Raw genomic sequence first — 21,678 nt, forward strand, 5'->3', positions numbered from 1 at the left:
CGCTTAAGGCGTCGTCTCCGCTTCGATCTTGGTAGCCATCTGATCGATCTTGCCGGCAAGGACGCCTTGGGCCCAGGCTGTGACCTCGGGATCGACCGGCTTGTTGGCCATATCCTTCAGCGCTGCATCGAGCGATGCCTGATCGGTGCCGACGGTCGCCGTGGCCGCCGCTGCCTCGGCCTGGTCGGCCGCCGTGTTGTCGGCGGTGACCACTGCCTGCTGAGCAGTGACCTCGGCCTGCAGAGCCGATATCTTCCCGGGCAGGGCCGCCTGGTCTGCGGGCGACATGGCGGCAATCTGAGCGGCCGTGAGCGACGTCAGCGCGCTCAGTTGCGAATTCAGGGCAGCCAGTTGCGCCTGGGCGGCGGCCGCCGTGGCGGCTGCCGCGTCAGCCGCGGCCTGGGCGATCTTGGCCTTCGCCGACTGCGTCACGAATGCCTGAATGGCGGCGAACTTCTTCCTCTTGGAGTTCATATAGGCATTGATGTTGCGCTGCAGCGAGTTCAGCCGACCAAGTTTGGCGTGGATGTTCTTCTCCTTGGACACGGACGAAACCGCAGTCGTATCGACCGTGGTGTCCGTTTCCGACTTGGCCACCTGTCCCGGGGCTGACGACGACTTGCCGTGCGAAGCGTCGCTCTTGCCATGCGAGGCGCCAGCATTGCCGTTGCCGTTGCCACCGCCGTTGCCATTGCCGTTGCCACCGCCGTTGCCGCCGCTGTTACCGCCGCCATTGCCACCGCCGCCGCCGTGCCCGTTGCCGCCGGCTCCGGCGAGCGCTGGAGACGCCAGAAGCGCCAATGCGGCAAGCGCCGCGAACAGAGTTTTTCGGTTTGTCATGGGTAACCTCCTCGGGGAATCGCCATCCGCCCGACAACTAAGGAAGCGTCGTATGAGGAATTGCTAACTGTACAGAGTAAACTTTAGACAAATGCGGTCTCAATACGCGAGCTGACAACCAGAGGGCACCATAAGCTTTTGATATTTCATAAGAATTATTGCCATGAAACTGCTGCAGTACTGAAGTCCCATGTCGGCCGGACTATGGTCCTAGTTGCCAATCCGCGGCACAGCAACGGCCACGCGGGCGCCTGGTTTCATCCCGGCGAAGACGACTTCGACGGCATGCGGGTCGTTGCCCTAGATCAGCAACAGGCCCTTCATGCTGGCGTATCCCTTGCGCCCGATGATGATGTGGTCATGCACGGAAATACCCAGCCGCTTGCCCGCTTCGATGATCTCTTTCGTCATCTCGATATCGGCACGCGACGGCGTCAAGTCGCCCGATGGGTGGTTGTGCACCAGAATGATCGCGGTGGCCGAGAGTTCGAGTGCCCGCTTGACCACTTCCCGGGGATAGACCGGCGTGTGATCGACAGTGCCGGTCTGCTGCACTTCGTCGGCAATCAGCGCGTTCTTCTTGTCGAGGAACAGGATGCGGAACTGCTCGCGCGCCTCGAAGGCCATGGCAGAGCGGCAATAGGCGAGAAGCTGCGTCCAGGACGAAAGGACCTCGCGGCCATGGACCTCGCCATGCGCCATGCGCTGGGCTGTCGCCGCGACAACCTTCAGGTCGAACGCCACCGCCGGGCCGATGCCCTTGACCTCCTGCAGCAGGTTGACGGGCGCGCCGAGCACTTCGGCGAACGTGCCGAAGCGCGCCAGCAGCGCCTTGGCGGCCGGCTTGGTGTCGGCGCGCGGGATCAACCGGAAGAGCAAGAGCTCGAGAAGTTCATAGTCGGGCAGTGCGTCTGGACCCGCCGAGGCAAAGCGCTCGCGCAAGCGGTCGCGATGGCCGAGATAGCCAGGTTTTTCGGCTGGAGCCGGCCTGGCCTTCGCCGCTGGCCGGATCGGCACCTCGGAGAAGAAACTCCGCTCGTCGTCGTCGCTGGCTTTCCCCATCTGCCCCCGCATCCGGCCAATCAGTCGGGCAAAGCCGTCGCCCGGTGTATCAAATACTAGGCCGGCAGGCCGGGACGGTCGAGGTTGTTGGGCGAGAGCGTGAAAATCTCGCAGCCGGTGTCGGTCACGCCGATCGTGTGCTCGTACTGCGCCGACAGCGAACGGTCGCGCGTCACCGCCGTCCAGCCATCCGACAGCACTTTCACATGCGGGCGGCCGAGATTGATCATCGGCTCGATGGTGAAGATCATGCCGGGCCGCATCTCGACGCCCTCATTGGCGCTGCCATAGTGCAGGATGTTCGGAGCGTCGTGGAAGAGTTGGCCGACGCCGTGGCCGCAGAAATCACGCACCACCGAGCAGCGCTCCGCCTCCGCAAAAGTCTGGATGGCGGCGCCGATGGCGCCGGTGCGGGCACCCGGCCTGACCGCGGCAATGCCGCGCATCAGGCATTCATGGGTGACCTCGAGCAGCCGCTCGGCGGCGCGCTTGATGGTGCCGACCGGATACATGCGCGAGGAATCGCCGTGCCAGCCATCGAGGATGTAGGTGACGTCGATGTTGACGATATCGCCATCCTTCAGCGGCTTGTTGTCGGGGATGCCATGGCAGACGACGTGGTTGATCGAGGTGCAGGACGATTTCGTGTAGCCACGATAGTTGAGCGTCGCCGGCAGTGCGCCGTGATCCATGCCGAACTCGAAGATGAAACGGTCGATGGTGTCCGTGGTGACGCCGGGCGCGACCATCGGCACCAGCGCGTCCAGGCAACGCGCGGTAAGGTCGCATGCCTTGCGCATGCCGGCAAAACCGTCCTCGCCATAGAGGCGGATCTGGCCGGTGTTTCGGAGAGGGGCCGTGGCGGCGTCGAGATAGGTGACCATTTTGTCCGTATGAGAGGTAGCGCGCTGCAGGAGTGCTGGCGTGAAAATCCCACCAGATTTGGCATTTGGAGGCAAAAGGTTCAAGGAAGAACTGCCTGATGCGACCCGAGCCGTCGCGATATTCGTCGCGTCGGGGCGATCTCTCGTTGGTTTTTACACGGTTTGCTTTCCTTTCCAGCCATCGTGCGCTAGGGCGGGACGATGTTTTGGAGATCGCGTCCAGCCCAAAAGCGCGCCAGATCGCTTGAAGCGCCGCTGACGGCAGCCTGCTCATGTCTGATGGGCCTGGTCCTGCTGGCGATGCTGTGCCTCGGCCGGCCTGATGTGCCCGCCTTCGCGGACCCTGCCCAGGGCGGCGCCAGCGTTGGCCTGGAACGGTCGGGCGAAGTCGTGGCGCTGCTGCGTGTCACCAACAAGGCACAGGCCCTGGAGGTTCGCACTGCCCGGCCGGTGCTTGCCAAGTTCGCCGGCGGCTATCCGGCGCTACCGGCTCCGCAAGCTGTTTTCCTTTGGCTCGCTCCGATGTCGCCGGCGATGGTTGTTGCCGGATCCGGCACGGTCTTCGCCCCTGGCGCGAGCACCAACCAGCCGCGTGCGCCACCCTCCACGCAGGCCTGAGCGGTCCAGGACCGCACGTTCGCCCATTTCCAAGCTATTCGCGTCGCGATCCGTGCGGCGGCCGAGAGCCGCGCATGGGTGGCGCGGCGCGTCATTTTCGGATGATTGCAATGCAACAACGTATCAAGACATTCAAAAGCCTGTCGCGTGCGGCCTCGGCTGCATCCTTTCTGTCCGTCCAGGCGTTCATCTGTATCGGAACCGTCTATTGGGCGGTCGCCGAGACGCTCTATCTCTCGGGAAGCGGAGCACTCGTCCTTGGTGCCCTGTTCGCCTTGCCGTCGGCCTATGTTTTGCTGATGGTGGTGCGCATGGCGTTCGACGCGGAGACCGATCCGGCCAACCAGTAATCGCGCCGCCAACTTGGAAAGTGCTGCCGGACCCGCTGGTGCCGGCAGAACTTTCCTTGGCCCGTTTGCAGCAAAAATGGCCGTTTCCGCAGTGACGACACATTTGCGTGGCACTAACCGGTCAAAGCAACTTTTGACGACGAACGGCGTTGCTTGGGCGACGCCAGTTCGGGAGATGCCTGATGGACAGATTGCAATTCGAGGTGCCGGTGCGCATTGCGCAAGGCCCCGGCTTGCCCGTCGAGGAGATTTACAGCGTCGAGCAGGCGTTGGATTTTCTCCAGGACTGGCCGGCGCGCCGGCAGGGGCCGGTGTATCAGAAAGCCTTCAATGCCTGCTTTGGCGCCATGGTGGACGTGGTCAAGACTGAGGATGCCTGCCGCGCGTTCATGGCGTTCTGCCGTGTCACCGGACTGATGGCCAGCGACATGATGGCGCCGCGCAAGCGTGGCGGCGAGGCGAGGGCGCTGCAGGCCTGACGACTGCTTCGAATCGACCAACTCCGCCTCTCAACCAACTTTGCTTGAACGCGTGATGATCTCGTGTGCGGATCATTGCGTGCGTGTCCTTCCATGACGACGCATCGATGGCGGCGTTAAGCTTCCGTTTCCACCTTGGCGGCTACGCCATTGCTTGTTCGGCGATGGTTGATTCGTTGCGTCAGTCTCAGGGTTTGGAAGATGTCCCCAGAAAAAGTCCGTGCATTCCCAATCGACCGTCAGCTATTCCTAGTCAGAGAAGTTGCAGCCAAGCTCGACCATCTGCATGGCGAACCTGCAGCCTCGTTCTGGAGGGCTAAAGCAGCCGAGTTGCTTGACCTCGTTGTAGGGTCAGGCAGGGACAGAGCAACAGCCAGCGATGAAGTACGCAGGTTTTTCCTGGCCGTACAAGGAGAGCTTTCGGCTGGACTGGCGGCTGAGGCGGCTCCAGTTCTTTCCGCCTGAAGCAAAGGCTGCTCTATTGCGTTACGCCTTTTACTCCAATAGCGCGTAAACGCTGTCTTTTGCTGTGGATCTCTGTGCTTGAACGGCAACACTGCACCCAATTTACATCGCCTTTATTCTTAGGAGCCCCCATCGCCATTGCAATCTGATAGGTTGCATTAGCAAGGGGAGATTCGTGCCGTTGCGGCGCGGGTCAGGGGGGTGATGATGACTCGTGTTCGGGGGCGCGCAGCCGAGTCTCGCGTTGTTTCTGGGTGGCTGAAACAGAGATTTCTCGGCCTGTCGGGGTTTGCGGCGGTAGCGGCCATTCTCATGGCACTGACGCTGTTCGTCGGCTCGACGGGCCCAGCCGAAGCGACTTGCACGGGGCCAAGTGGCGGCGTCGAGAATTGCGCGGGGGCCGGAGCACAGTCTGATATCAGCTACACCGCGCCTGGCGTTACCACGCTCAACGTCAACACGCTGACGATCGATCCCAGCCGGATATCCCTGACCGGTTCGGGCGCGAGCCCGTCGGCGGCAACGGAAGTCCAGCACTACACCTGCAGCACCGGCAACGCGGCCGACTGCGTCATCACCCCGGCACAACCCGCCCAGAACGGCAATCCCGCTGTAGCCGAGAGCTGCGCGGTCGCCGGTGGCGCGCCTTCCGGAACGAGCTGCGTCGCACCGCCGGTCAAGGCCGCCGGCGGGCCTTCGGGTAATTCCGGCCCGACACTTGTGGTCAACTACAATCAGCCGACGGCCAATACCAGTACTCCCAACAGCGGCGCGGTGATCGCGACGGGCACCATCGGTGTTCTCGGCGCCTCGAATGGCAGCCGCGGCGGCAATGGCAGCAACGGCTACGTCTTCTCCGATGGCGGTGACGGCGCCAATGGCGCCGATGGCGGTGTCATCACGGTCAACGTCGACGGCGCCATCAAGACAAGCAACAATTGCGTGTTGCCAACGGCTTGTCCCAACGCCGGCATCGTCGCCAGCAGCGTCGGTGGCGATGGTGGCGATGGTGGCGACGCCAAGGGCATTTCGGGCGATGCCGGTGATGGCGGGCTGGGTGGCAGCGGTGGCAACGCCACCGTCAATTTCAACGGCGGAAGCGTCGAGACCTTCGGTAACTATTCAGTCGGCGTCGTCGCCATCAGCCAGGGCGGCCACGGCGGCAATGGCGGCGGCGGCGGCGGCCTGGTCTTCAATCCGGGCGGCGGCAGCCCGGCCGGCAGCGGCGGCAACGCCAATGTCTTCACCGGTGTCGGCACGACGATCACCACCCATGGCGTCTATTCGCATGGCATCGCCGCCCAGTCGATCGGCGGCGGCGGCGGCGGCAGTGCCGGTGGTTTCGGCCTGTTTTCGTCCTCCGGCGGCGGCGGCGGCAATGGTGGCAATGGCGGCATCGTCCAGGTCACCAACAATGCTGATATCACCACCTGGGGCAATAATTCGCAGGGCATCCTGGCCCAGACGATCGGCGGCGGCGGTGGCGACGGCGGTTCGAACTTCGGTCTGTTCGCGTCGGGCGGCAGCGGCAGTCTCGGCGGCAATGGCGGCCCTGCCAATGTCGTGACGGTTGGCGTCACCAATTCCGGCGCGATCGTCACCCATGGCCAGGAATCCAACGGCATCCTGGCGCAGTCGATTGGCGGCGGCGGCGGCAATGGCGGCAATTCAGGCGGCCTCGTTTCGCTTGGCGGCGACGGCGCCTCGACCACCAATGGCGGCATCGTCGAGGTGACGAACACATCGGCCGGTTCGATCAGCACCGACGGCAAGCAGTCCGCCGGCATCTTCGCACAGTCGGTCGGCGGCGGCGGCGGCAATGGCGGCACCTCCGGCGGCCTGTTCTCGGCCGGCGGCAAGGGCGGCGCCGGCGGCAACGGCGCGCGGGTGACGGTGACCAATGCGGGTGACATCGAGACCGGAAAAAATGGCGCCGCTTCAGTCAATTCCGCCGGCATATTCGCCCAGTCGGTCGGCGGCGGCGGCGGCAATGGCGGCGGCGCGTTCTCCGGCGGCATCGGCTTCAGCGTCGCGATTGGCGGCGCCGGCGGCAGCGGCGGCACGTCCGGCGCGGTGGAGGTGTTGCGCGACGCCAACGATACCGCCTATTCGATCATCACCCATGGCGACCAGTCGGATGCCGTTTTCGCGCAATCGATCGGCGGCGGCGGCGGCAATGGCGGATTTTCGGTTTCGGGTGCGGTCGGCGTGCTTGCGCTCGCCATGGGCGGGGCTGCCGGCAATGCCAGCGACGGCAACACGGTGACGGTGGAGACTGCCGGCTCGCTGACCACTTATGGCCAGGGATCGCGCGGCATCTTCGCGCAGTCGATCGGCGGCACAGGCGGCAATGGCGGCGCGGCGATCGCGGTCGCCATCAACGCCACCGGAACATTCGCGGCGGCGATCGGCATTGGCGGCAATGGTGGCGCCGGTGGTGCATCGAAACTCGTCACCGTGTCGAGCCTCAGCGACATTTCGACGGCCGGCGACAATGCCGGCGGCATCGTTGCCCAATCGGTCGGCGGCGGCGGCGGCAATGGCGGCTACTCGATCGGAGGTGCCATCGGCGGCGCGGTCGGTATCGCCGTCAATATCGGCGGCAAGGGTGCAGGCGGTGGTTATGGCGCCGACGTCATCGTCGGCAGCTCCGGTTCGATCCACACGACGGGCGATAATTCGACCGGCATCCTGGCGCAATCGGTCGGCGGCGGCGGCGGCAATGGCGGCTTCACCATCTCGGCAGCCCTTGGCGGTGGCGCGGCGAGTGTCGGCCTTGGCGGCGCGGGAGCCGACGGCAGCAATGCCGGCAATGTCACCGTCAATTCCGATGGCGCCGGCCATGCGGTCACCACCGGCTATGCCGGCACCTGGAACCTTGTCACCGAAGGCAAGAACGCGGTCGGCATCCAGGCCGAAAGCATCGGCGGCGGCGGCGGCAGTGGCGGCTTCTCAGGCAGCCTCGCGGCGGGCGGCGTTGTCGGTGTTGGTGTCAGCCTTGGCGGCACCGGCGGCGGCGGCGGCGATGCCGGCACGGCGACCGTCAACAATGGCAAGAAGGTCGGCAACACCGTCACCCAGAACAACATCCTGACGATAGACGACAACTCGACCGGCATCCTGGCGCAATCGATCGGCGGCGGCGGCGGCAATGGCGGCTTTGCCGTGACGCTGAGCGTGTCCGGTTCTTACGAAGGCGCCGGCGGCGCGGCCGCGGTTTCGGTCGGCGGCAGCGGCGCCACCGGCGGCGTCGGCAAGGACGTTTTCGTCACCAGCTACGGCAACATCGCAACCTACGGCAAACAGTCCGACGGCATCCTGGCGCAGTCGATCGGCGGTGGCGGCGGCAATGGCGGCTTCAGCGTCGCCGGTACGTTCACGACCGGAGCGCTGGGCGCGTCGGTGGCCGTCGGCGGCAGTGGCGGCAGTGGGCAGAGTGCAGGCGAGGTGACGGTGACCTCGACCGGCAACATCCAGACCCATGGCGACCAGTCGATCGGCATCATGGCGCAGTCGGTCGGCGGCGGTGGCGGCAATGGCGGCTTCGCTGGTGCTGGCGCGATCACGCTGCAGGGCGTCAGCGCCGCGGTCGGGCTTGGCGGCAATGGCGCCGGCGGCGGCAGCGCGGAAACCGTTCGCGTCACCTCGACCGGCGACATCACCACCTATGGCGACCAGGCGATCGGCATTCTGGCGCAGTCGGTCGGCGGTGGTGGCGGCAATGGCGGTTCGACCGTTTCGCTGGCGCTTGCCAAGGATGCCGGTATCGGCGTGGCGCTTGGCGGCAAGGGCGGCGCGGCCGGCAACGGCCTCGATGTCACCGTGATCTCGACAGGCAACATCTCGACGGGCGCCGGCTTCATATCGGGTGGTGTTCGCGGCACGGGCGCTGCCGGCATCCTGGCGCAATCGGTCGGCGGCGGCGGTGGCAATGGCGGCTTCGCCGGCACGCTTGCCGGCGGCAAGTCGATCGCTGTCGGCGTGGCGTTTGGCGGCAGCGGCGCTGGCGGCGGCAGCGCCGACATCGTCAAAGTCACCTCGACCGGCAACATCTCGACCAATTTCGACAATTCGTCCGGCATCATCGCCCAGTCGATTGGCGGCGGCGGTGGCAATGGCGGCTTCAGCGTTGCCGTCACCGGTGCGCTCGGCGATCCCGATGCGGCGACGGCATCGGTCGCGATCGGCGGCAAGGGCGGCGTCGGCGGCGTCGGCAAGGACGTGACGGTGACAAGCACCGGCACGATCACGACGACGGGCAAATTCTCCAACGGCATCCTGGCGCAGTCGATCGGCGGCGGCGGCGGCAATGGCGGCTTCGCCGTCGCCGGCTCGGCCACGACAGGCAATGCCGGCATCGGCGTTGGCGTCGGCGGCACGGGCGCCACCGGCTCGACCGCTGGCAAGGTGGTCGTCAACAGCTACAGCCTCGTCGACTCCAATGGCCAGCCGGTGCTGCAGGCGCCGGCCTCGAACACTGTGTCGATCTGGACCCAGGGCGACAATTCATCCGGCATTTTCGCGCAGTCGGTCGGCGGCGGCGGCGGTTCGGGCGGCTTCGCCGGCAGCCTCGGCGTCGGGCTCGGCGGCGGTGGGCTGGGCGTCAGCATCGGCGGCGGCGCCGGATCCGGCTCGACCGCCGATACGGTCACCGTCACCAGCTACAACAACATCCTGACCGGAGGGAAGACTCCTTCGGCATCATGGCGCAGTCGGTTGGCGGCGGTGGCGGCAATGGCGGTTTTGCCATTGCGCTGGCCGGCAGCAAGGATATGGCGGCCAGTGTCGCGGTTGGCGGCTCCGGCTCGAGCGGTGGCGACGCCGCGGTCGTGACCGTCACCAGCCACGGCAACATCGAGACCGATGGCGATGGTTCGCATGCGATCTTCGCGCAATCGGTCGGTGGCGGCGGCGGCAATGGCGGTGGCGCCGTGGCCGGCACTTTGACCGGGCAGGGCACCGGCAGTCTCGCCATCGGTGTCGGCGGTTCGGGCGACAATGGCGGCGACGCCAAAGCGGTGACCGTCACCTCGACCGGTGATCTCAGGACCGAAGGCTTGAAAGCCGACGGCATCCTGGCGCAGTCGATCGGCGGCGGCGGCGGCAATGGCGGCTTCACCGGCGCGCTGGCGATCACCACGGGTGCCGGCGCGATCGGCGTCGGTGTCGGCGGTTCAGGCAAGGGCGGCGGCAATGCCGACACGGTCACCGTGACTTCAACCGGCAACATCGTCACCCTGAAGAACGGTTCGAACGGCATACTGGCGCAATCCGTCGGCGGCGGCGGCGGCAATGGTGGCGCTGCAGTGACCATCGCCGGCGCGGGCCAGAAAGCAGCCGCGGCGGTTTCCGTCGGCGGCGCCGGCGCCAAGGGCGGCACCTCCCAGCTGGTCACGGTCAACAACATCGGCACGATCGACACGACCGGCGACAAGGCTAACGGCATCCTTGCCCAGTCGATCGGCGGCGGTGGCGGCACCGGCGGCTTCGCCATTTCCGGAGAGATGGTCGTCGACGGCGCCGGTGGCGCTTCCGTCAGCGTCGGCGGCAATGGTGGCACCGGCCAGGATGGCGGCCGCGTCATCGTCAACAGCAATGTCGGCACCACGCTCGCCAACAACAACGCGACCATCCACACCGTTGGCGGGGATTCGAACGGTATCTTCGCGCAATCGGTCGGCGGCGGTGGTGGCGATGGCGGCTTCTCCGGTGCTGTTTCGGTCACCGGCCAAAATGCCAAGGCCGCGATCGCCGTGTCTGTCGGCGGTTCGGGAGCTGGCTCCGGTGACGGCAAGACCGTCAACGTCACCTCGGTCGACAACATCCTGACCCAAGGCAATGGCGCGAACGGCATCCTGGCGCAGTCCGTCGGCGGCGGTGGCGGCAATGGCGGGTTCTCCTTTGCCGCGACAATCAAAGGCTCACTCGGCAAGAACCCGAGCAAGAACGGCGCGGTCTCGGTATCACTCGGCGGCGGCGCCGGTTCCGGCGGCGACGCCGAGAAGGTCACGGTCGATTCCACCGGCATCATCCAGACCGGCGGCGACAAGGCCTTCGGCGTGCTGGCGCAGTCGGTCGGCGGTGGCGGCGGCACCGGCGGGCTCAGCGTGGCGGCGGCGCTCAACCTCGGTGAGGGCGGCAACCAGATCACCGCCGCGGTCGGCGGCGAGGGCGGTGGCGGCGGCACGGGTGGCGAAGTGCTGCTGACGCGCCACGGCTCGACCATCACCACTGGCGATCAGTCCATAGGCCTGTTTGCACAATCGGTTGGCGGCAGTGGCGGCAATGGCGGCATGGCGATTTCCGGCGTGATTGCCGGCACCGATGCCAAGACCCTGTCGGCCAGCGTCGGCGGCTTCGGCGGCGCCGGCACCAACAGCGGCAAGGTGACGATCGACAACACCGGTGCGATTTCGACCTACGGCGTCGAATCCCATGCCATCCAGGCACAGTCGATCGGCGGCGGCGGCGGCAATGGCGGCATGGCCGTCTCGGCCGTCATCGGCTCGCTCGGCACCGGAACCAATTTCAATGCCGGCGTCACGGTCGGCGGCTTCGGCGGCGACGCAGGCTTTGCCGGCGACGTCTTCGTGACCAATCACGGCCTGTTGCAGACCGGCTTGCTCGCGGTCGGCCAGACCACGACCAATGGCGACGGCGCCTACGGCATCTTCGCGCAGTCGGTCGGCGGTGGCGGCGGCTCCGGCGGCAACGCCATCACCGGCGTGCTCGGCCTCAACGGCAACAATGCGGGCACGCAGGTCAATGTCAGTGTCGCCGTCGGCGGCGCGGCCGGTAACGGCAATACGGGCGGCAACGTCACCATCAGACAGTATGGCGGCATCGAAACCAACGGCATGGGCGCCTTCGGCATCCTGGCGCAGTCGATCGGCGGCGGCGGCGGCACAGGCGGCCGCGCCAATTCGATCTCGCTGCAGCTTGGTGCGAAATGCACCCTTACGAAAGTCTGTGAACCGGCCGGCGGCAAGCCGAACTGGAACCTGCAGGCGACGGTCGGCGGCGCCGGGGGAACCGGCAATGACGCCGAGATGGTCGACGTCGGCAATTATGATTTCATCACCACCCATGGCGACAAGTCGTCCGGCATCGTCGCGCAGTCGATCGGCGGCGGTGGCGGCATCGGCGGCGACGCCTATGTGGGGACGGGCGGCCTGCTTGCGATACCTTACGTGCCGGTCGATCCGACGCTGCTCTTGAAGCCGCTCGGCACCAGCAGCCTGACCAGGTCCGGTACGGTCGCCATTGGCGGCAATGGCGCCGGCGGCGGCAATGGCGGTACCGTGATCGTCACCAATGAAGGCGTGATCACGACCAACGGCACCAAGTCGGACGGCATCCATGCCCAGTCGATCGGCGGCGGCGGCGGCGATGGCGGCGACGGCGAGGCCGGCGCGCTCGGCACCGTCGGCATCGGCGGCCAGGGCAAGGCCGCCGGCAATGGCGGCTCGGTCACCATCACCAACGGCAAGACCGACCTGAGCCAGGCCGGTATGGCCATCATCCAGACATTCGGCACGTCGCCGACGCCGCCGGCGGAGGGCGCGCCGAGCGCCGACCCGGAGCAGGGCTATTCGGCTGGCATATTCGCGCAGTCGGTCGGTGGCGGTGGCGGCACGGGCGGTGGCGCCGGCGGCCTGTTGTCGCTCGGCGGCTCGGGCAAGGCGGGCGGCACCGGCGGTCACGTCACGGTCAATAATTACGGCGGCATCCTCACCCATGCCGATGATTCGGTTGGCATTTTCGCGCAATCGATCGGCGGTGGCGGTGGTGCCGGCGGCTCGCTCGGCATCAGCGCGATCGCGGTCGGCGGCTCCGGCGGCGCCAGCGGCTCCGGCGGCCAGGTCGATGTCATCAACGATGCGATGATCGAGACGCACGGCATCGATTCCTACGCGATCCAGGCGCAGTCGGTGGGCGGCGGCGGTGGTTCGGGCGGTGGCAAGAATGGCGGCATCACCGGCTCGATCCCGGCCCTTATCTCGATCGGTGGCGCCGGCGGCTCGTCGGGTATCGGCGGCATCGTCAATGTCACCAACAACAACAGCCTGCACACCTACGGCGCCGGTGCGGACGGCATCAACGCCCAGTCGGTCGGCGGCGGCGGTGGTTCGGGCGGCCGCGCGATCGGCTTCATCGCCGTTGGCGGCAAGGGCGGCGATGTTGGCAACGGCACCATCGCCGGCAGTCAGGGTTCCGGCGGTGCGGTCACCGTCAACAACAATGCCGCGGGCACGATCACGGTTGAAGGCGTCGGCGCGCATGGCATCTTCGCACAATCGGTCGGTGCCGGTGGCGGCTCGGGCGGCGGCGCTTTCGGCGTCAGCATCGTGCCGGTGGCGATAGGCGTCGGCGGTGGCGGCGGCAGTTCGGGCGATGGCGGCGTCGTCACCGTCAACAACCATGGCGACATCACGACAGTTTCGGCCTCGTCGATCGCGATCTTCGCCGAATCGATCGGCGGCGGTGGCGGCACCGGCGCCATGAGCGTGGCGGCGAGCCCCGCGCCCGGCGCCTTCACCTTCGGCATCGGCGGCGACGGCGGCGCCAATGGCAAGGGCGGCAACGTCAACGTCACCAATTTCAGCGACGGCATCATCCACACCCAGGGTTTTGGCTCGACCGGCATCATGGCACAGTCGGTGGGCGGCGGCGGCGGTTCCGGCGGCGCGTCCTATTCCGTCTCGGGCGGCCCGCCCGGACTCGCGATCGCGCTCGGCGGCAAGGGTGCTGCCGGCGGCGACGGTGGCGTCGTCACCGTCATCAACAATGGCGCCATGCAGCTCGACGGCGACAATTCGGTGGCGATCTTCGCGCAATCGGTCGGCGGTGGCGGCGGCTCGGGCGGCACCGCGATTGCCGCGGCGATCGGCGTGCCGGTGTTCATCGGCGGCGACACCGGCGCGACCGGCAAGGGCGGTGACGTCACCGTCACCAATACGGGGCAGATCAGGCTGACCGGTAATGGCTCGGTCGGCATCTTCGCGCAGTCTGTCGGTGGTGGCGGCGGCGTGGTGACGGCGGGCACTGACGGCATCGTCCAGGCCGTTGCCGGCGGCAGCGGCAATGGTGGTGTGGTGACGATCAACAGCAATGTCGCGATGCTGATCACCGGCGACAATTCAGTCGGCGTGTTCGGCCAGAGCATTGGCGGCGGCGGTGGTGTCGGCGGCTTTTCCGGCAACTATCTCGGCCTCGACCAGGCGCCGGCCGCAAGCAGCATGATGATGGCCATGGCCGTCGCACCGCAAGGCTTCATGGGCAGCGCCGGCGGCGGCGGCACCGGCGGCGCCATCACCTTCACGCAGACGGCCGACCTGTCACCGGCAAGAATTCCTTCGCGCTTATTGAGCAGAGCGCCGGCGGCACTGGTGACATTGCAGACAATGGCGACATCAACGTCACCATCGGCAGCGGCGTGACGATCACCGGCGGCTCGGGTGCCGGTGCCGGTGTCGGCTACAAGGACGGCAAGGACAATGTGCTGACCAACAACGGCACCGTCCGTTCGGTGTCGCTGATCGACGGCTACGCCATGCGCGGCGGCATCGGCAACGAAACGTTCGACAACAAGTATCTGACGGTCGGATCGATGGACCTCGGAGCCGGTCTCAACATCTTCAACAACAAGACCAACGCGGTCTACCTGATGGGCGACACGGTCTATCTCGACCTTGCCGGCCGTTCAACAATGACGGTTTTGCTGCTCCCGGCGGCCTCGACCGCGTTATGACGACCGAAGTCACCGGTAACTGGTCGCAGTCGCTCGGCGGCGTCTATCTGCTCGACCTGGACCTCGATCCGGAGGCGGACCGCATCAATGTGACCGGGACCGCCGACGTCAACGGCCTGGTCAGCATCAACATCATGAACCCAGGCGCGGCGAAGCCAGGCAACCAGGATTACATCATCCTGGAGGCGCAGGGCGGTGTCACCAACAATGGGCTGAAGCTGGATACGATCCCGAGTGCCGTAGCGCAGTACTCGCTGAAATATCCCGACCCTGACGATGTCGTCCTCAACGTCGACATCAATTTCGCCCGCACCGGCCTGACCGAGAACCAGACGGCGGTCGGGTCAGCGATCAACGCGATCCAGACGGATCAGACATCACCGAACTTCACCAAGATCGCCAATGCGATCTTCTACATCCCGACGCTCGACCAGCTTGGCGCCGTCTACGACGCCATCTCGGGCGAGGGCATCAGCGGCTTCCAGCAGCCGGAGTTCGACGCCAACAGCACCTTCCTGACCCAGATGAACCGGCAGGCCGACGCCTGGCGCATGGGCCTGGCGACGGATCCAATGAGCCAGTCGCTGAAAGCGCCGGAGGCGTATGCCGAACCGCCGGGCAAGGCCAATCCGTTCGATGCCTTGACCAAGGCGCCCAACGAGCAGCGCTGGAAATACTGGGCGACGGCGGGCGGCAATTCGGGCGTGGCTTCCGGCGATCCCGTGGTTGGCAGCGCGGCCCTTGGCTACAAGTCGGGCAACTTCGCCGTCGGCTTGGACTCACAGGGCGATCCCGATGTCCTGATGGGCTTCGCGCTGGGCGGCGTCGCCGGATCCTTCGCCGTGCCGGATCGCGAAACCTCCGGCAACATCATCGGCGGCCATGCCGGCGCCTATGGCGCGCGCAAATGGGGCCAGTTCTACATCAACGGCTCGCTGGCGATGGATCTCTACAGCAACACGACCGACCGCTTCACCTCGGTTCCGGGCGCGCCTGATCCGCTTAATCCTGTGCCGGCCATCACCAGGGAACACTGGACCGGCGATTTCATGAGCGCGGGCTTCGGCACCAGCCTCGAAGCCGGCTGGCGGCAGCCATTCGGCGCCGGCGCCATCACGCCGTTCGCCGGACTGCAGTTCCAGGCATTGGCGATGCAGGCCTTCTCGGAAAAGTCGACCAGCGACGGAGCGCTCGGCCTCGACTTCGACAGCCGCACGGTCATCTCGCTGCCGGTCTCGCTCGGCCTGCAACTCGACACGACGATGGCCATCGGCGAGAGCAAGACGCTGCAGGCTTGGGGCCGTGCGGCCTGGGTGCACGACTTCAAGCCGGACCGCTCGGTCGAACCAGGCTTCCAGGCAGCGCCCGGCTATTCCTTCGTCATCCAGGGCGCTGCAGCCGCGGAAGACGCGGTCGCCGTCAACGCCGGCGTCAAGCTGAACTGGAGCTCCAGCACCTCGGTGTTCGCCACTTTTGATGGCAAGTTCGCCGACAAGGTGCAGACCTACGGCGGCAATGTCGGGTTCAGGGTGAACTGGTAGGCGAGGGTAAGGATCGCTCGCCGATAAATACACGGCGACCTATCGGTGCACGCAGACATCGCGATGAAGAAAACCCGCGCCGGCGCGGCGGGGTTGCCTACCACTACTTGACGGGACCATTGTGCGGCAGGCGACAAGTGACCCAGTAGCCGCGCAGCGGAGGCAAGCGTCGATGCCTCCGATCTGCCGGCCACCGGTCAGCCAACGTCCGGCTGTTTGAAGCCAATTCAAAAATGAACGGAACTTTTTAGCCGTTCCTTCATATATGCGTTCTTTCTAATTTAAGCGATGGCTTTCAATTGCTTCACCTTAATTCGGGTCATGGCGACCGGTATACGCCGGAGTACAAGGGCAAATGTTGCCACCATCTTCGCCCTCAGCCTGCCGATCGTTGTCGGCGCCGACGGCTTCGGTGTGGAGACCTCCTACTGGTACTACAACAGCCTGAAACCGCAGGCGACGGCCGATGCCGCGGCCTATGCCGGCGCGCTGGAGAAAATCTCGGGTTCCGACACGCCGACGATCGTCGCGGCCGCGACCCAGTCGGCGGCGACGAATGGGCTTGGCTCGGGTACGATCGTCGTCAACACGCCGCCCGCGTCCGGACCGAACACGGCGAAGAAGGCGGTCGAGGTGATCGTCGGCCAGAACCTCGACCGGATGTTCACCTCGATCTTCACGCGAGGTCAGGTCCCCGAACAGGCGAGGGCGGTGGCCCTCATCACCAATGCTTCGAAGGCCTGCGTGCTTGCGCTCGACCCATCCGCTTCGCAGGCGGCGCTGTTTTCCGGCAACACCAGCGTGACGCTCATCGGCTGCTCGGTCATGGCCAATTCGATCGCCTCGGACGCCAAAAGCTTCAGGGCTCGGCAGGCCTCCAGGCTGATTGCCTGATATCAGGGGTCGCTGAGCGCGCCGACGTCCGGTACCTATTCCGGCGTGCTGATGTATGGCGACAGAACGAGCACCGGCGGACAGAGCACCTTCAACGGCACGGCGGATTCGCTGCTGACAGGCGCGCTTTATTTCCCCAAGCAGCAGGTCAATTATCTCGGCAATTTCTCTGGCAAGAACGGGTGCACCCAGGTCGTTGCGGACCTGATCCAATGGTCAGGGAATTCAACCATCAACCAGGATTGCACGAGCCTCGGAATGCGCGACATTCCGGCCACGCAGTCCGTGGCACTGGTCGAGTAGCCTTCCGTGGAACGCCGATCAAAGCCGACCCTTGGCGATGACTCGGGCGTTGCCGCGGTCGAGTTCGCGTTGGTCCTGCCCTTTCTGTGCGCGGCGCTGCTGGGTATCATCGACGGCTGGTCCTATGTGACGAGTTCGCTGTCGATGCGCGCCGGCGTGAAGACCGCCGCCAATCTGATCATGGAAGGCTCGAGCAATGATACGGCGACGCAGGCCGTTGCCATGTCGAGCTGGGAGAAGCGGCCAGCGGACGGCCAGGTCACGCTAAGCCGGATCTACATGTGCGGGACGACCGTGGTCGATGCTTCCACCTTGTGCAGTGGGCCAAAGGTGCCATCGGTCTTTGTTCAGATCCAGGCATCGGCCACCTGGACACCGCCCTTCACCTTCGGTGTCTTTTCTGCCCCAAGCGTCGTTGGCCACCTGGAGGTGATCCGTGTCCGGTAGAGCGGTTCACCGTTTCATGGGAACGCTGAACCGCTCCGTCTCTTTGTTTTCACGCAATTCCCAAGGGAATGGAGTGCGCCCTCGGAGCGGACAGATTGACTAAGCAGAATTGACTTGGAAGCCGGGCTTTCGAAGGATGGAAGCCATGACTGCACATCGCGCGCACAGCATCGAGTTCAAACGTCAGGTAGTGCAAGAGTTCCTCTCCGGTGAGACGCTTCATGGTCTGGCCAGGCGGCACGAACTAGCGCGTAACCTGATCCGTATCTGGGTCCAGAAATACGAGGCCGGCGCCTTCGACGAGGATGTAGCGGCGGCCGAGACGATGCAGACCTATGAAGCTCGGATCGCCGCGCTGGAGCGGCTGGTAGGCCGGCAAGCCTTGGAAATCGAGTTTCTAAAGGGGGCTCTGAAAAGCGCACCACGTCCCAGAAGCGGGCCTACATCCGTGATCACCGGCCCGCGGTGTCTCCATCGCTGAAGGATGCCGGCTGATGGGGATCGCGCGATCAACCTACTACGATCAGCCCGAAACCGCCGTGGATGACACAGCGCTCGTCGAGACGATGGGTGAGATCTCCGACAGCTTCGAAGCCTACGGCTATCGCCGCATGCAGGCGGCGCTGCGGCAGAGCGGCATTGTCGTGAACCACAAGAAGGTCAGACGATTGATGCGCGAGCATGATCTGCAACCCAGGATCAGGCGACGCTTCATCGCCACCACGGACAGCAATCATGAATTGCCGATCTTCCCGAACCTGGCGAAGGACGTGACACTCCATGGCCCGAACCGGCTTTGGGTAAGCGACATAACCTACGTGGCGATTGCGGCAGGCTTCGTCTACGTCGCGGTCATCTTGGATGCCTGGTCCCGCAAGGTCGTTGGTTACGCCATCGGCCGGTCGATCGACGCGCGCTTGACCGTTGCAGCATTGAAGGCGGCAATCGAACGGCGAAAGCCGCCGCCGGGCTGCGTCCATCACTCGGATCGAGGCGCGCAATATGCCGCGCTCCTCTATCGCAATCTTCTCGCCGAGCACGATCTTATTGGATCGATGGGTCGGCGCGGCAATCCCTACGATAATGCCAAAGCGGAAAGCTTCATGAAGACGATGAAGGTCGAAGCCATCTATCCGATGGCCTATGAAACCTTCACCGACGTCGCTGAGGACCTTCCCCGCTTCATTGATGAGGTTTACAACACTCGCCGATTGCACTCAGCGCTCGGCTATCTCAGCCCGCAACAGTTCGAAGACCAACACGCCCGGAAGATGGTCAAAACTGCCGCCTGATCCTGTCCGCTCCGAGGGGCGCACTCCAGGAAAGCGCTGCGCGCTTTTCCCGGGAAAACCGCTACGCACTTTTCCTGGAATTGCTTTAGGGCAAGCGCCTTCAGACGGGATCGATCGGGCGGGGCCGGGTTGGAGTTCGCGCTGATCGCGCCGTTCCTCATCATACTGCTGTTCGGGATTTTCGCCCTGGGCTGGTCGATGAACTCCGTCTTCAGCGTCCGCTATACGCTGGAGACGTCATCCCGCTCGCTGCAGCTTCAAAACACGCTGACCCAGGCCGACATCCAAGCGATCGCCACGCAGAAATTGCAGGCCCTGGGTTTGAAGGATGTGAATGTGACGATCGCCATCGACCCGGCAAGCAGCGGCTTCCGCATGGCGCATCTGACCGCCACCTATGCCTTCGTTGTCGACTTCCCTTACCTCAGCGCCTTCCCGATCAACTACGCCACCACCGTTACCGTGCCGCTGGTGGGCAGTTAGGCTCGCGGGCCGCTCAGGATGTTCGCTATTCGAGACCCTTGGCATGGTCCCAGGCTTTCGACCACATCCGCAGCGCTTTTTGATCGAGCGCTTTCGGCAGATGCAAGCGCTTCTGGGCTTCTGCCGAGGGATAGAGATTGGGGTCGGCGCGCAATGTCTCGTCGAGCAGTGGAAGTGCTGCCCTGTTCGCGGTCGAGAAGCCGGTGTCCGTGGCCGCAGAGGCGGCGATATCCGGACGCAACACAAAGTCGATGAAGGCGTGCGCTGCTTCCGGATGGGGGGCGTCGCTCGGTATCGCCAATATGTCGGCCCACACCAGATTGCCCTCCTTCGACAGGCGATAGGTGATGGAGTACGGGCGCTTTGCTTCCTTGGCCCTGATGTCTGCGATGTGCATATCGCCGGAAAAGCCGAGCGACAGGCAGGCATCGCCTTCGGCGAGGTCGTTGATGTAGCTGGAGCTGTGGAATTTGCGCACGTACGGGCGCACCTTCGCGACCACGTCCACCGCCTTCTGCAGCTCGTCGGGATTGGTGGTGTCCGGATCCAGGCCGAGATAGATCAGCGCCAGGCCCAGCACCTGCTCGGCGTCGTCGAGCATGGTGATGCCGCACGGTGCGAATTTGGCTGTTATTTCAGGGTCGAAAAGCATGCGCAGCGAGTCGACCGGGGCATCGGGCATGATCGCGCGGATCTTTTCGACGTTATAGCCGACACCGGTCGTTCCCCACATCCACGGCACGCCGTGAGCGCCGCCCTTGTCGACCTCGTCGAGGCGGGCGACGACGGCTGGGTCGAGATTGCCGAGGTTGGAGAGGCGGCTCTTGTCCAACGCCGCCCAGACGCCTGTCGGCAATTCGCGCTGCAGATGCGGCGCGAGATTGATGGTGACGAGGTCGTAGCCCGAGCCGCCGGTGAGCAGTTTGGTTTCGACCATATCGTTGGAATCGAACATGTCGTAGGTGACCTTGATGCCGGTCTCCGCCTCGAACTTTTCGATGCTGCCCGGCCCGAAATAGGACTCCCAGGAATAGAGATGCAGGATTTTTTCCTCGGCCTGCGCCGAGGTCGCAAAAAGGCATGCCGCGGCGAGCGCGAGCCAATGTTTCATCATGTCCTCCGTTGGTGAGCCCCGGACGGGGCTGTTCAGTCAGGCCGCATTTTTGGCAAGCAGGCGGTCCGGCGTCGGCTCCAGCAGCACGCCGTAAAGATCGGGACGCCGGTCGCGGAACACGCCCCAGCTGCGCCTCGCGGCGGCGATCTCGTCGAGGTCGAGAGCTGCCGTGATCACGCTGTCGTTGACGCGGTCGGCCTCAGTGAGCTTTGCGCCGGTGTGATCGGCGATGAAGGATGAGCCGTAGAAGACGATCTCGCTTGTTTGCCCCGTCTCGACGCCGACCCGGTTGGCGGCGATCACCGGGGTCAGATTGGCGCCGGCATGGCCCTGCATGACGCGCTGCCAATGGTCGCGGGAATCCCAGCCACGAAAGGATGGTTCCGAGCCGATGGCGGTGGGATAGATCAGCACCTCGGCGCCCATCAGCACCATGGCGCGGGCGGCTTCCGGAAACCACTGATCCCAGCAGATGCCGGCGCCGATCTTGCCGGCGGCGGTTTCGAAGACGCGGAAACCGGTGTCGCCGTCGGCGAAATAGAGTTTTTCGGAATAGCCTGGACTGTTCGGGATATGGCTCTTGCGGTAGTGGCCGAGCACCTTGCCATCCGCGTCGATCATGACCAGCGTGTTGTGCAACGCCGAGCCGTCGCGTTCGAACAGCGAAACCGGCAGGACGACGCCTGTCTCGCGCGCCAGCGCCGCCATGCGTGCGATGGTCTTGTGGCCATCGAGGGGGAGGGCGCGGCTGTTGTGCCTGATATCCTCGTCCATGCAGAAGTAGACGCCTTCGAACAGTTCCTGCAGCACGACAAGCCCGGCACCGCGCCTTGCGGCTTCGCGGACATGATTTTCGAGCTTGTCGAGATTGCGTTCGACCTCATCGGTGCAGGAGATCTGGACAGCGGCGGCGATCAGTTGGCGCATGGGTCACCTCACCTCGGTTGCTGTTGTGTGACGCAGTGGATGCCGCCGCCATTCTCGTAGATGCGGTCCATGTCGAGCGCGACGATGCGGCGGTCCGGGTGCAGTCGGCCAAGCGTTTCGCTCGCCAGGGCATCGGCTCGGAAGGCACGGTGACCCTTCCAGCTTTCGGCCCTGGCTGTCGTGATCGCAATCTCAGGCATGAGTGCCCACCCTGTTGCTGCCATGATG

At 65.1% G+C, this 21,678-nt stretch carries 19 protein-coding genes; 13 read left to right on the plus strand and 6 right to left on the minus strand.

Annotated features, from left to right (window positions below):
- Nucleotides 1–3: 3 nt before the first annotated feature.
- From AC0V7N_RS21940 to map, 3 genes are all read right to left on the minus strand, one after another.
- Nucleotides 4–840 (minus strand): hypothetical protein, encoded by an 837-nt coding sequence (locus tag AC0V7N_RS21940; protein ID WP_475450468.1) that lies wholly within the window; start codon nucleotides 838–840, stop codon nucleotides 4–6.
- A gap of 300 nt (nucleotides 841–1,140) precedes the next feature.
- A complete protein-coding gene (gene radC / locus AC0V7N_RS21945) occupies nucleotides 1,141–1,902 on the minus strand; it encodes a RadC family protein (protein ID WP_475450469.1) in 762 nt (253 codons plus the stop codon).
- Between the two features lie 56 nt (nucleotides 1,903–1,958).
- Nucleotides 1,959–2,786 carry a type I methionyl aminopeptidase gene (gene map, locus AC0V7N_RS21950; RefSeq protein WP_475450470.1) on the minus strand — a complete coding sequence of 276 codons (828 nt, stop codon included), beginning with the start codon at nucleotides 2,784–2,786 and terminating at the stop codon, nucleotides 1,959–1,961.
- 201 nt (nucleotides 2,787–2,987) lie between these two features.
- Between map and AC0V7N_RS21955 the strand changes: the two genes are divergently transcribed.
- The 13 genes from AC0V7N_RS21955 to AC0V7N_RS22015 all read left to right on the plus strand — a co-directional run bounded on the left by AC0V7N_RS21955 (nucleotide 2,988) and on the right by AC0V7N_RS22015 (nucleotide 19,409).
- The gene (locus AC0V7N_RS21955) at nucleotides 2,988–3,404 is read left to right on the plus strand and encodes a hypothetical protein (protein WP_475450471.1); all 417 of its coding nucleotides are present in this window, start codon (nucleotides 2,988–2,990) and stop codon (nucleotides 3,402–3,404) included.
- A 110-nt stretch (nucleotides 3,405–3,514) separates the two neighbouring features.
- A complete protein-coding gene (locus tag AC0V7N_RS21960) occupies nucleotides 3,515–3,754 on the plus strand; it encodes a hypothetical protein (RefSeq protein WP_475450472.1) in 240 nt (79 codons plus the stop codon).
- 182 nt (nucleotides 3,755–3,936) lie between these two features.
- Nucleotides 3,937–4,233, plus strand: a complete 297-nt coding sequence (locus tag AC0V7N_RS21965; protein WP_475450473.1) for a DUF982 domain-containing protein — start codon at nucleotides 3,937–3,939, stop codon at nucleotides 4,231–4,233.
- Between the two features lie 201 nt (nucleotides 4,234–4,434).
- Complete coding sequence (locus AC0V7N_RS21970; protein WP_475450474.1) at nucleotides 4,435–4,698, plus strand: DUF6074 family protein; 264 nt, start codon at nucleotides 4,435–4,437, stop codon at nucleotides 4,696–4,698.
- A gap of 4,703 nt (nucleotides 4,699–9,401) precedes the next feature.
- Nucleotides 9,402–14,138 (plus strand): beta strand repeat-containing protein, encoded by a 4,737-nt coding sequence (locus AC0V7N_RS21975; protein WP_496627243.1) that lies wholly within the window; start codon nucleotides 9,402–9,404, stop codon nucleotides 14,136–14,138.
- Nucleotides 14,135–14,449 carry a hypothetical protein gene (locus AC0V7N_RS21980; protein ID WP_496627244.1) on the plus strand — a complete coding sequence of 105 codons (315 nt, stop codon included), beginning with the start codon at nucleotides 14,135–14,137 and terminating at the stop codon, nucleotides 14,447–14,449. Before AC0V7N_RS21975 ends, AC0V7N_RS21980 begins: the two co-directional genes overlap by 4 nt.
- Entirely contained in the window at nucleotides 14,446–15,990 is a 1,545-nt protein-coding gene (locus AC0V7N_RS21985) for an autotransporter domain-containing protein (protein ID WP_496627245.1), read from the plus strand. The genes AC0V7N_RS21980 and AC0V7N_RS21985 overlap by 4 nt, the downstream gene beginning before the upstream one ends.
- A gap of 321 nt (nucleotides 15,991–16,311) precedes the next feature.
- Entirely contained in the window at nucleotides 16,312–16,884 is a 573-nt protein-coding gene (locus AC0V7N_RS21990) for a pilus assembly protein TadG-related protein (RefSeq protein ID WP_475450477.1), read from the plus strand.
- Nucleotides 16,885–16,935: 51 nt separating this feature from the next.
- Nucleotides 16,936–17,187: a hypothetical protein gene (locus tag AC0V7N_RS21995; protein WP_475450478.1), complete on the plus strand. Its 252-nt coding sequence runs from the start codon at nucleotides 16,936–16,938 to the stop codon at nucleotides 17,185–17,187.
- 6 nt (nucleotides 17,188–17,193) lie between these two features.
- Nucleotides 17,194–17,634 (plus strand): TadE/TadG family type IV pilus assembly protein, encoded by a 441-nt coding sequence (locus AC0V7N_RS22000; RefSeq protein ID WP_475450479.1) that lies wholly within the window; start codon nucleotides 17,194–17,196, stop codon nucleotides 17,632–17,634.
- 145 nt (nucleotides 17,635–17,779) lie between these two features.
- Nucleotides 17,780–18,115, plus strand: a complete 336-nt coding sequence (locus AC0V7N_RS22005) for a transposase (protein ID WP_496627246.1) — start codon at nucleotides 17,780–17,782, stop codon at nucleotides 18,113–18,115.
- 13 nt (nucleotides 18,116–18,128) lie between these two features.
- Complete coding sequence (locus tag AC0V7N_RS22010; protein WP_496627247.1) at nucleotides 18,129–18,926, plus strand: IS3 family transposase; 798 nt, start codon at nucleotides 18,129–18,131, stop codon at nucleotides 18,924–18,926.
- Nucleotides 18,927–19,055: 129 nt separating this feature from the next.
- A complete protein-coding gene (locus tag AC0V7N_RS22015; protein WP_475450481.1) occupies nucleotides 19,056–19,409 on the plus strand; it encodes a TadE/TadG family type IV pilus assembly protein in 354 nt (117 codons plus the stop codon).
- A gap of 25 nt (nucleotides 19,410–19,434) precedes the next feature.
- Here the strand turns inward: AC0V7N_RS22015 and AC0V7N_RS22020 are convergent, their stop codons facing one another.
- Genes AC0V7N_RS22020 through AC0V7N_RS22030 form a run of 3 tightly spaced genes read right to left on the minus strand, consistent with a single transcriptional unit; the run spans nucleotide 19,435 to nucleotide 21,650 of the window.
- Nucleotides 19,435–20,520 (minus strand): extracellular solute-binding protein, encoded by a 1,086-nt coding sequence (locus AC0V7N_RS22020; protein ID WP_496627248.1) that lies wholly within the window; start codon nucleotides 20,518–20,520, stop codon nucleotides 19,435–19,437.
- Nucleotides 20,521–20,559: 39 nt separating this feature from the next.
- Nucleotides 20,560–21,450 carry an N-carbamoylputrescine amidase gene (aguB, locus tag AC0V7N_RS22025; RefSeq protein ID WP_475450483.1) on the minus strand — a complete coding sequence of 297 codons (891 nt, stop codon included), beginning with the start codon at nucleotides 21,448–21,450 and terminating at the stop codon, nucleotides 20,560–20,562.
- A gap of 8 nt (nucleotides 21,451–21,458) precedes the next feature.
- The gene (locus tag AC0V7N_RS22030) at nucleotides 21,459–21,650 is read right to left on the minus strand and encodes an agmatine deiminase family protein (protein ID WP_475450484.1); all 192 of its coding nucleotides are present in this window, start codon (nucleotides 21,648–21,650) and stop codon (nucleotides 21,459–21,461) included.
- Nucleotides 21,651–21,678 lie beyond the last annotated feature (28 nt).

Source organism: Mesorhizobium kamtschaticum, from assembly GCF_056174585.1.

Coding starts and splice junctions, on each gene's coding strand:
- AC0V7N_RS22020 (WP_496627248.1), bottom strand. CDS start 20,520: ATGAAACATTGGCTCGCGCTCGCCGCGGCATGCCTTTTTGCGACCTCG.
- AC0V7N_RS21970 (WP_475450474.1), top strand. CDS start 4,435: ATGTCCCCAGAAAAAGTCCGTGCATTCCCAATCGACCGTCAGCTATTC.
- AC0V7N_RS21990 (WP_475450477.1), top strand. CDS start 16,312: ATGGCGACCGGTATACGCCGGAGTACAAGGGCAAATGTTGCCACCATC.
- AC0V7N_RS21975 (WP_496627243.1), top strand. CDS start 9,402: ATGGCGCAGTCGGTTGGCGGCGGTGGCGGCAATGGCGGTTTTGCCATT.
- AC0V7N_RS22010 (WP_496627247.1), top strand. CDS start 18,129: ATGGGGATCGCGCGATCAACCTACTACGATCAGCCCGAAACCGCCGTG.
- AC0V7N_RS21960 (WP_475450472.1), top strand. CDS start 3,515: ATGCAACAACGTATCAAGACATTCAAAAGCCTGTCGCGTGCGGCCTCG.
- AC0V7N_RS21955 (WP_475450471.1), top strand. CDS start 2,988: ATGTTTTGGAGATCGCGTCCAGCCCAAAAGCGCGCCAGATCGCTTGAA.
- aguB (WP_475450483.1), bottom strand. CDS start 21,450: ATGCGCCAACTGATCGCCGCCGCTGTCCAGATCTCCTGCACCGATGAG.
- radC (WP_475450469.1), bottom strand. CDS start 1,902: ATGGGGAAAGCCAGCGACGACGACGAGCGGAGTTTCTTCTCCGAGGTG.
- AC0V7N_RS21965 (WP_475450473.1), top strand. CDS start 3,937: ATGGACAGATTGCAATTCGAGGTGCCGGTGCGCATTGCGCAAGGCCCC.
- map (WP_475450470.1), bottom strand. CDS start 2,786: ATGGTCACCTATCTCGACGCCGCCACGGCCCCTCTCCGAAACACCGGC.
- AC0V7N_RS21940 (WP_475450468.1), bottom strand. CDS start 840: ATGACAAACCGAAAAACTCTGTTCGCGGCGCTTGCCGCATTGGCGCTT.
- AC0V7N_RS21985 (WP_496627245.1), top strand. CDS start 14,446: ATGACGACCGAAGTCACCGGTAACTGGTCGCAGTCGCTCGGCGGCGTC.
- AC0V7N_RS22005 (WP_496627246.1), top strand. CDS start 17,780: ATGACTGCACATCGCGCGCACAGCATCGAGTTCAAACGTCAGGTAGTG.
- AC0V7N_RS21995 (WP_475450478.1), top strand. CDS start 16,936: ATGTATGGCGACAGAACGAGCACCGGCGGACAGAGCACCTTCAACGGC.
- AC0V7N_RS22030 (WP_475450484.1), bottom strand. CDS start 21,650: ATGCCTGAGATTGCGATCACGACAGCCAGGGCCGAAAGCTGGAAGGGT.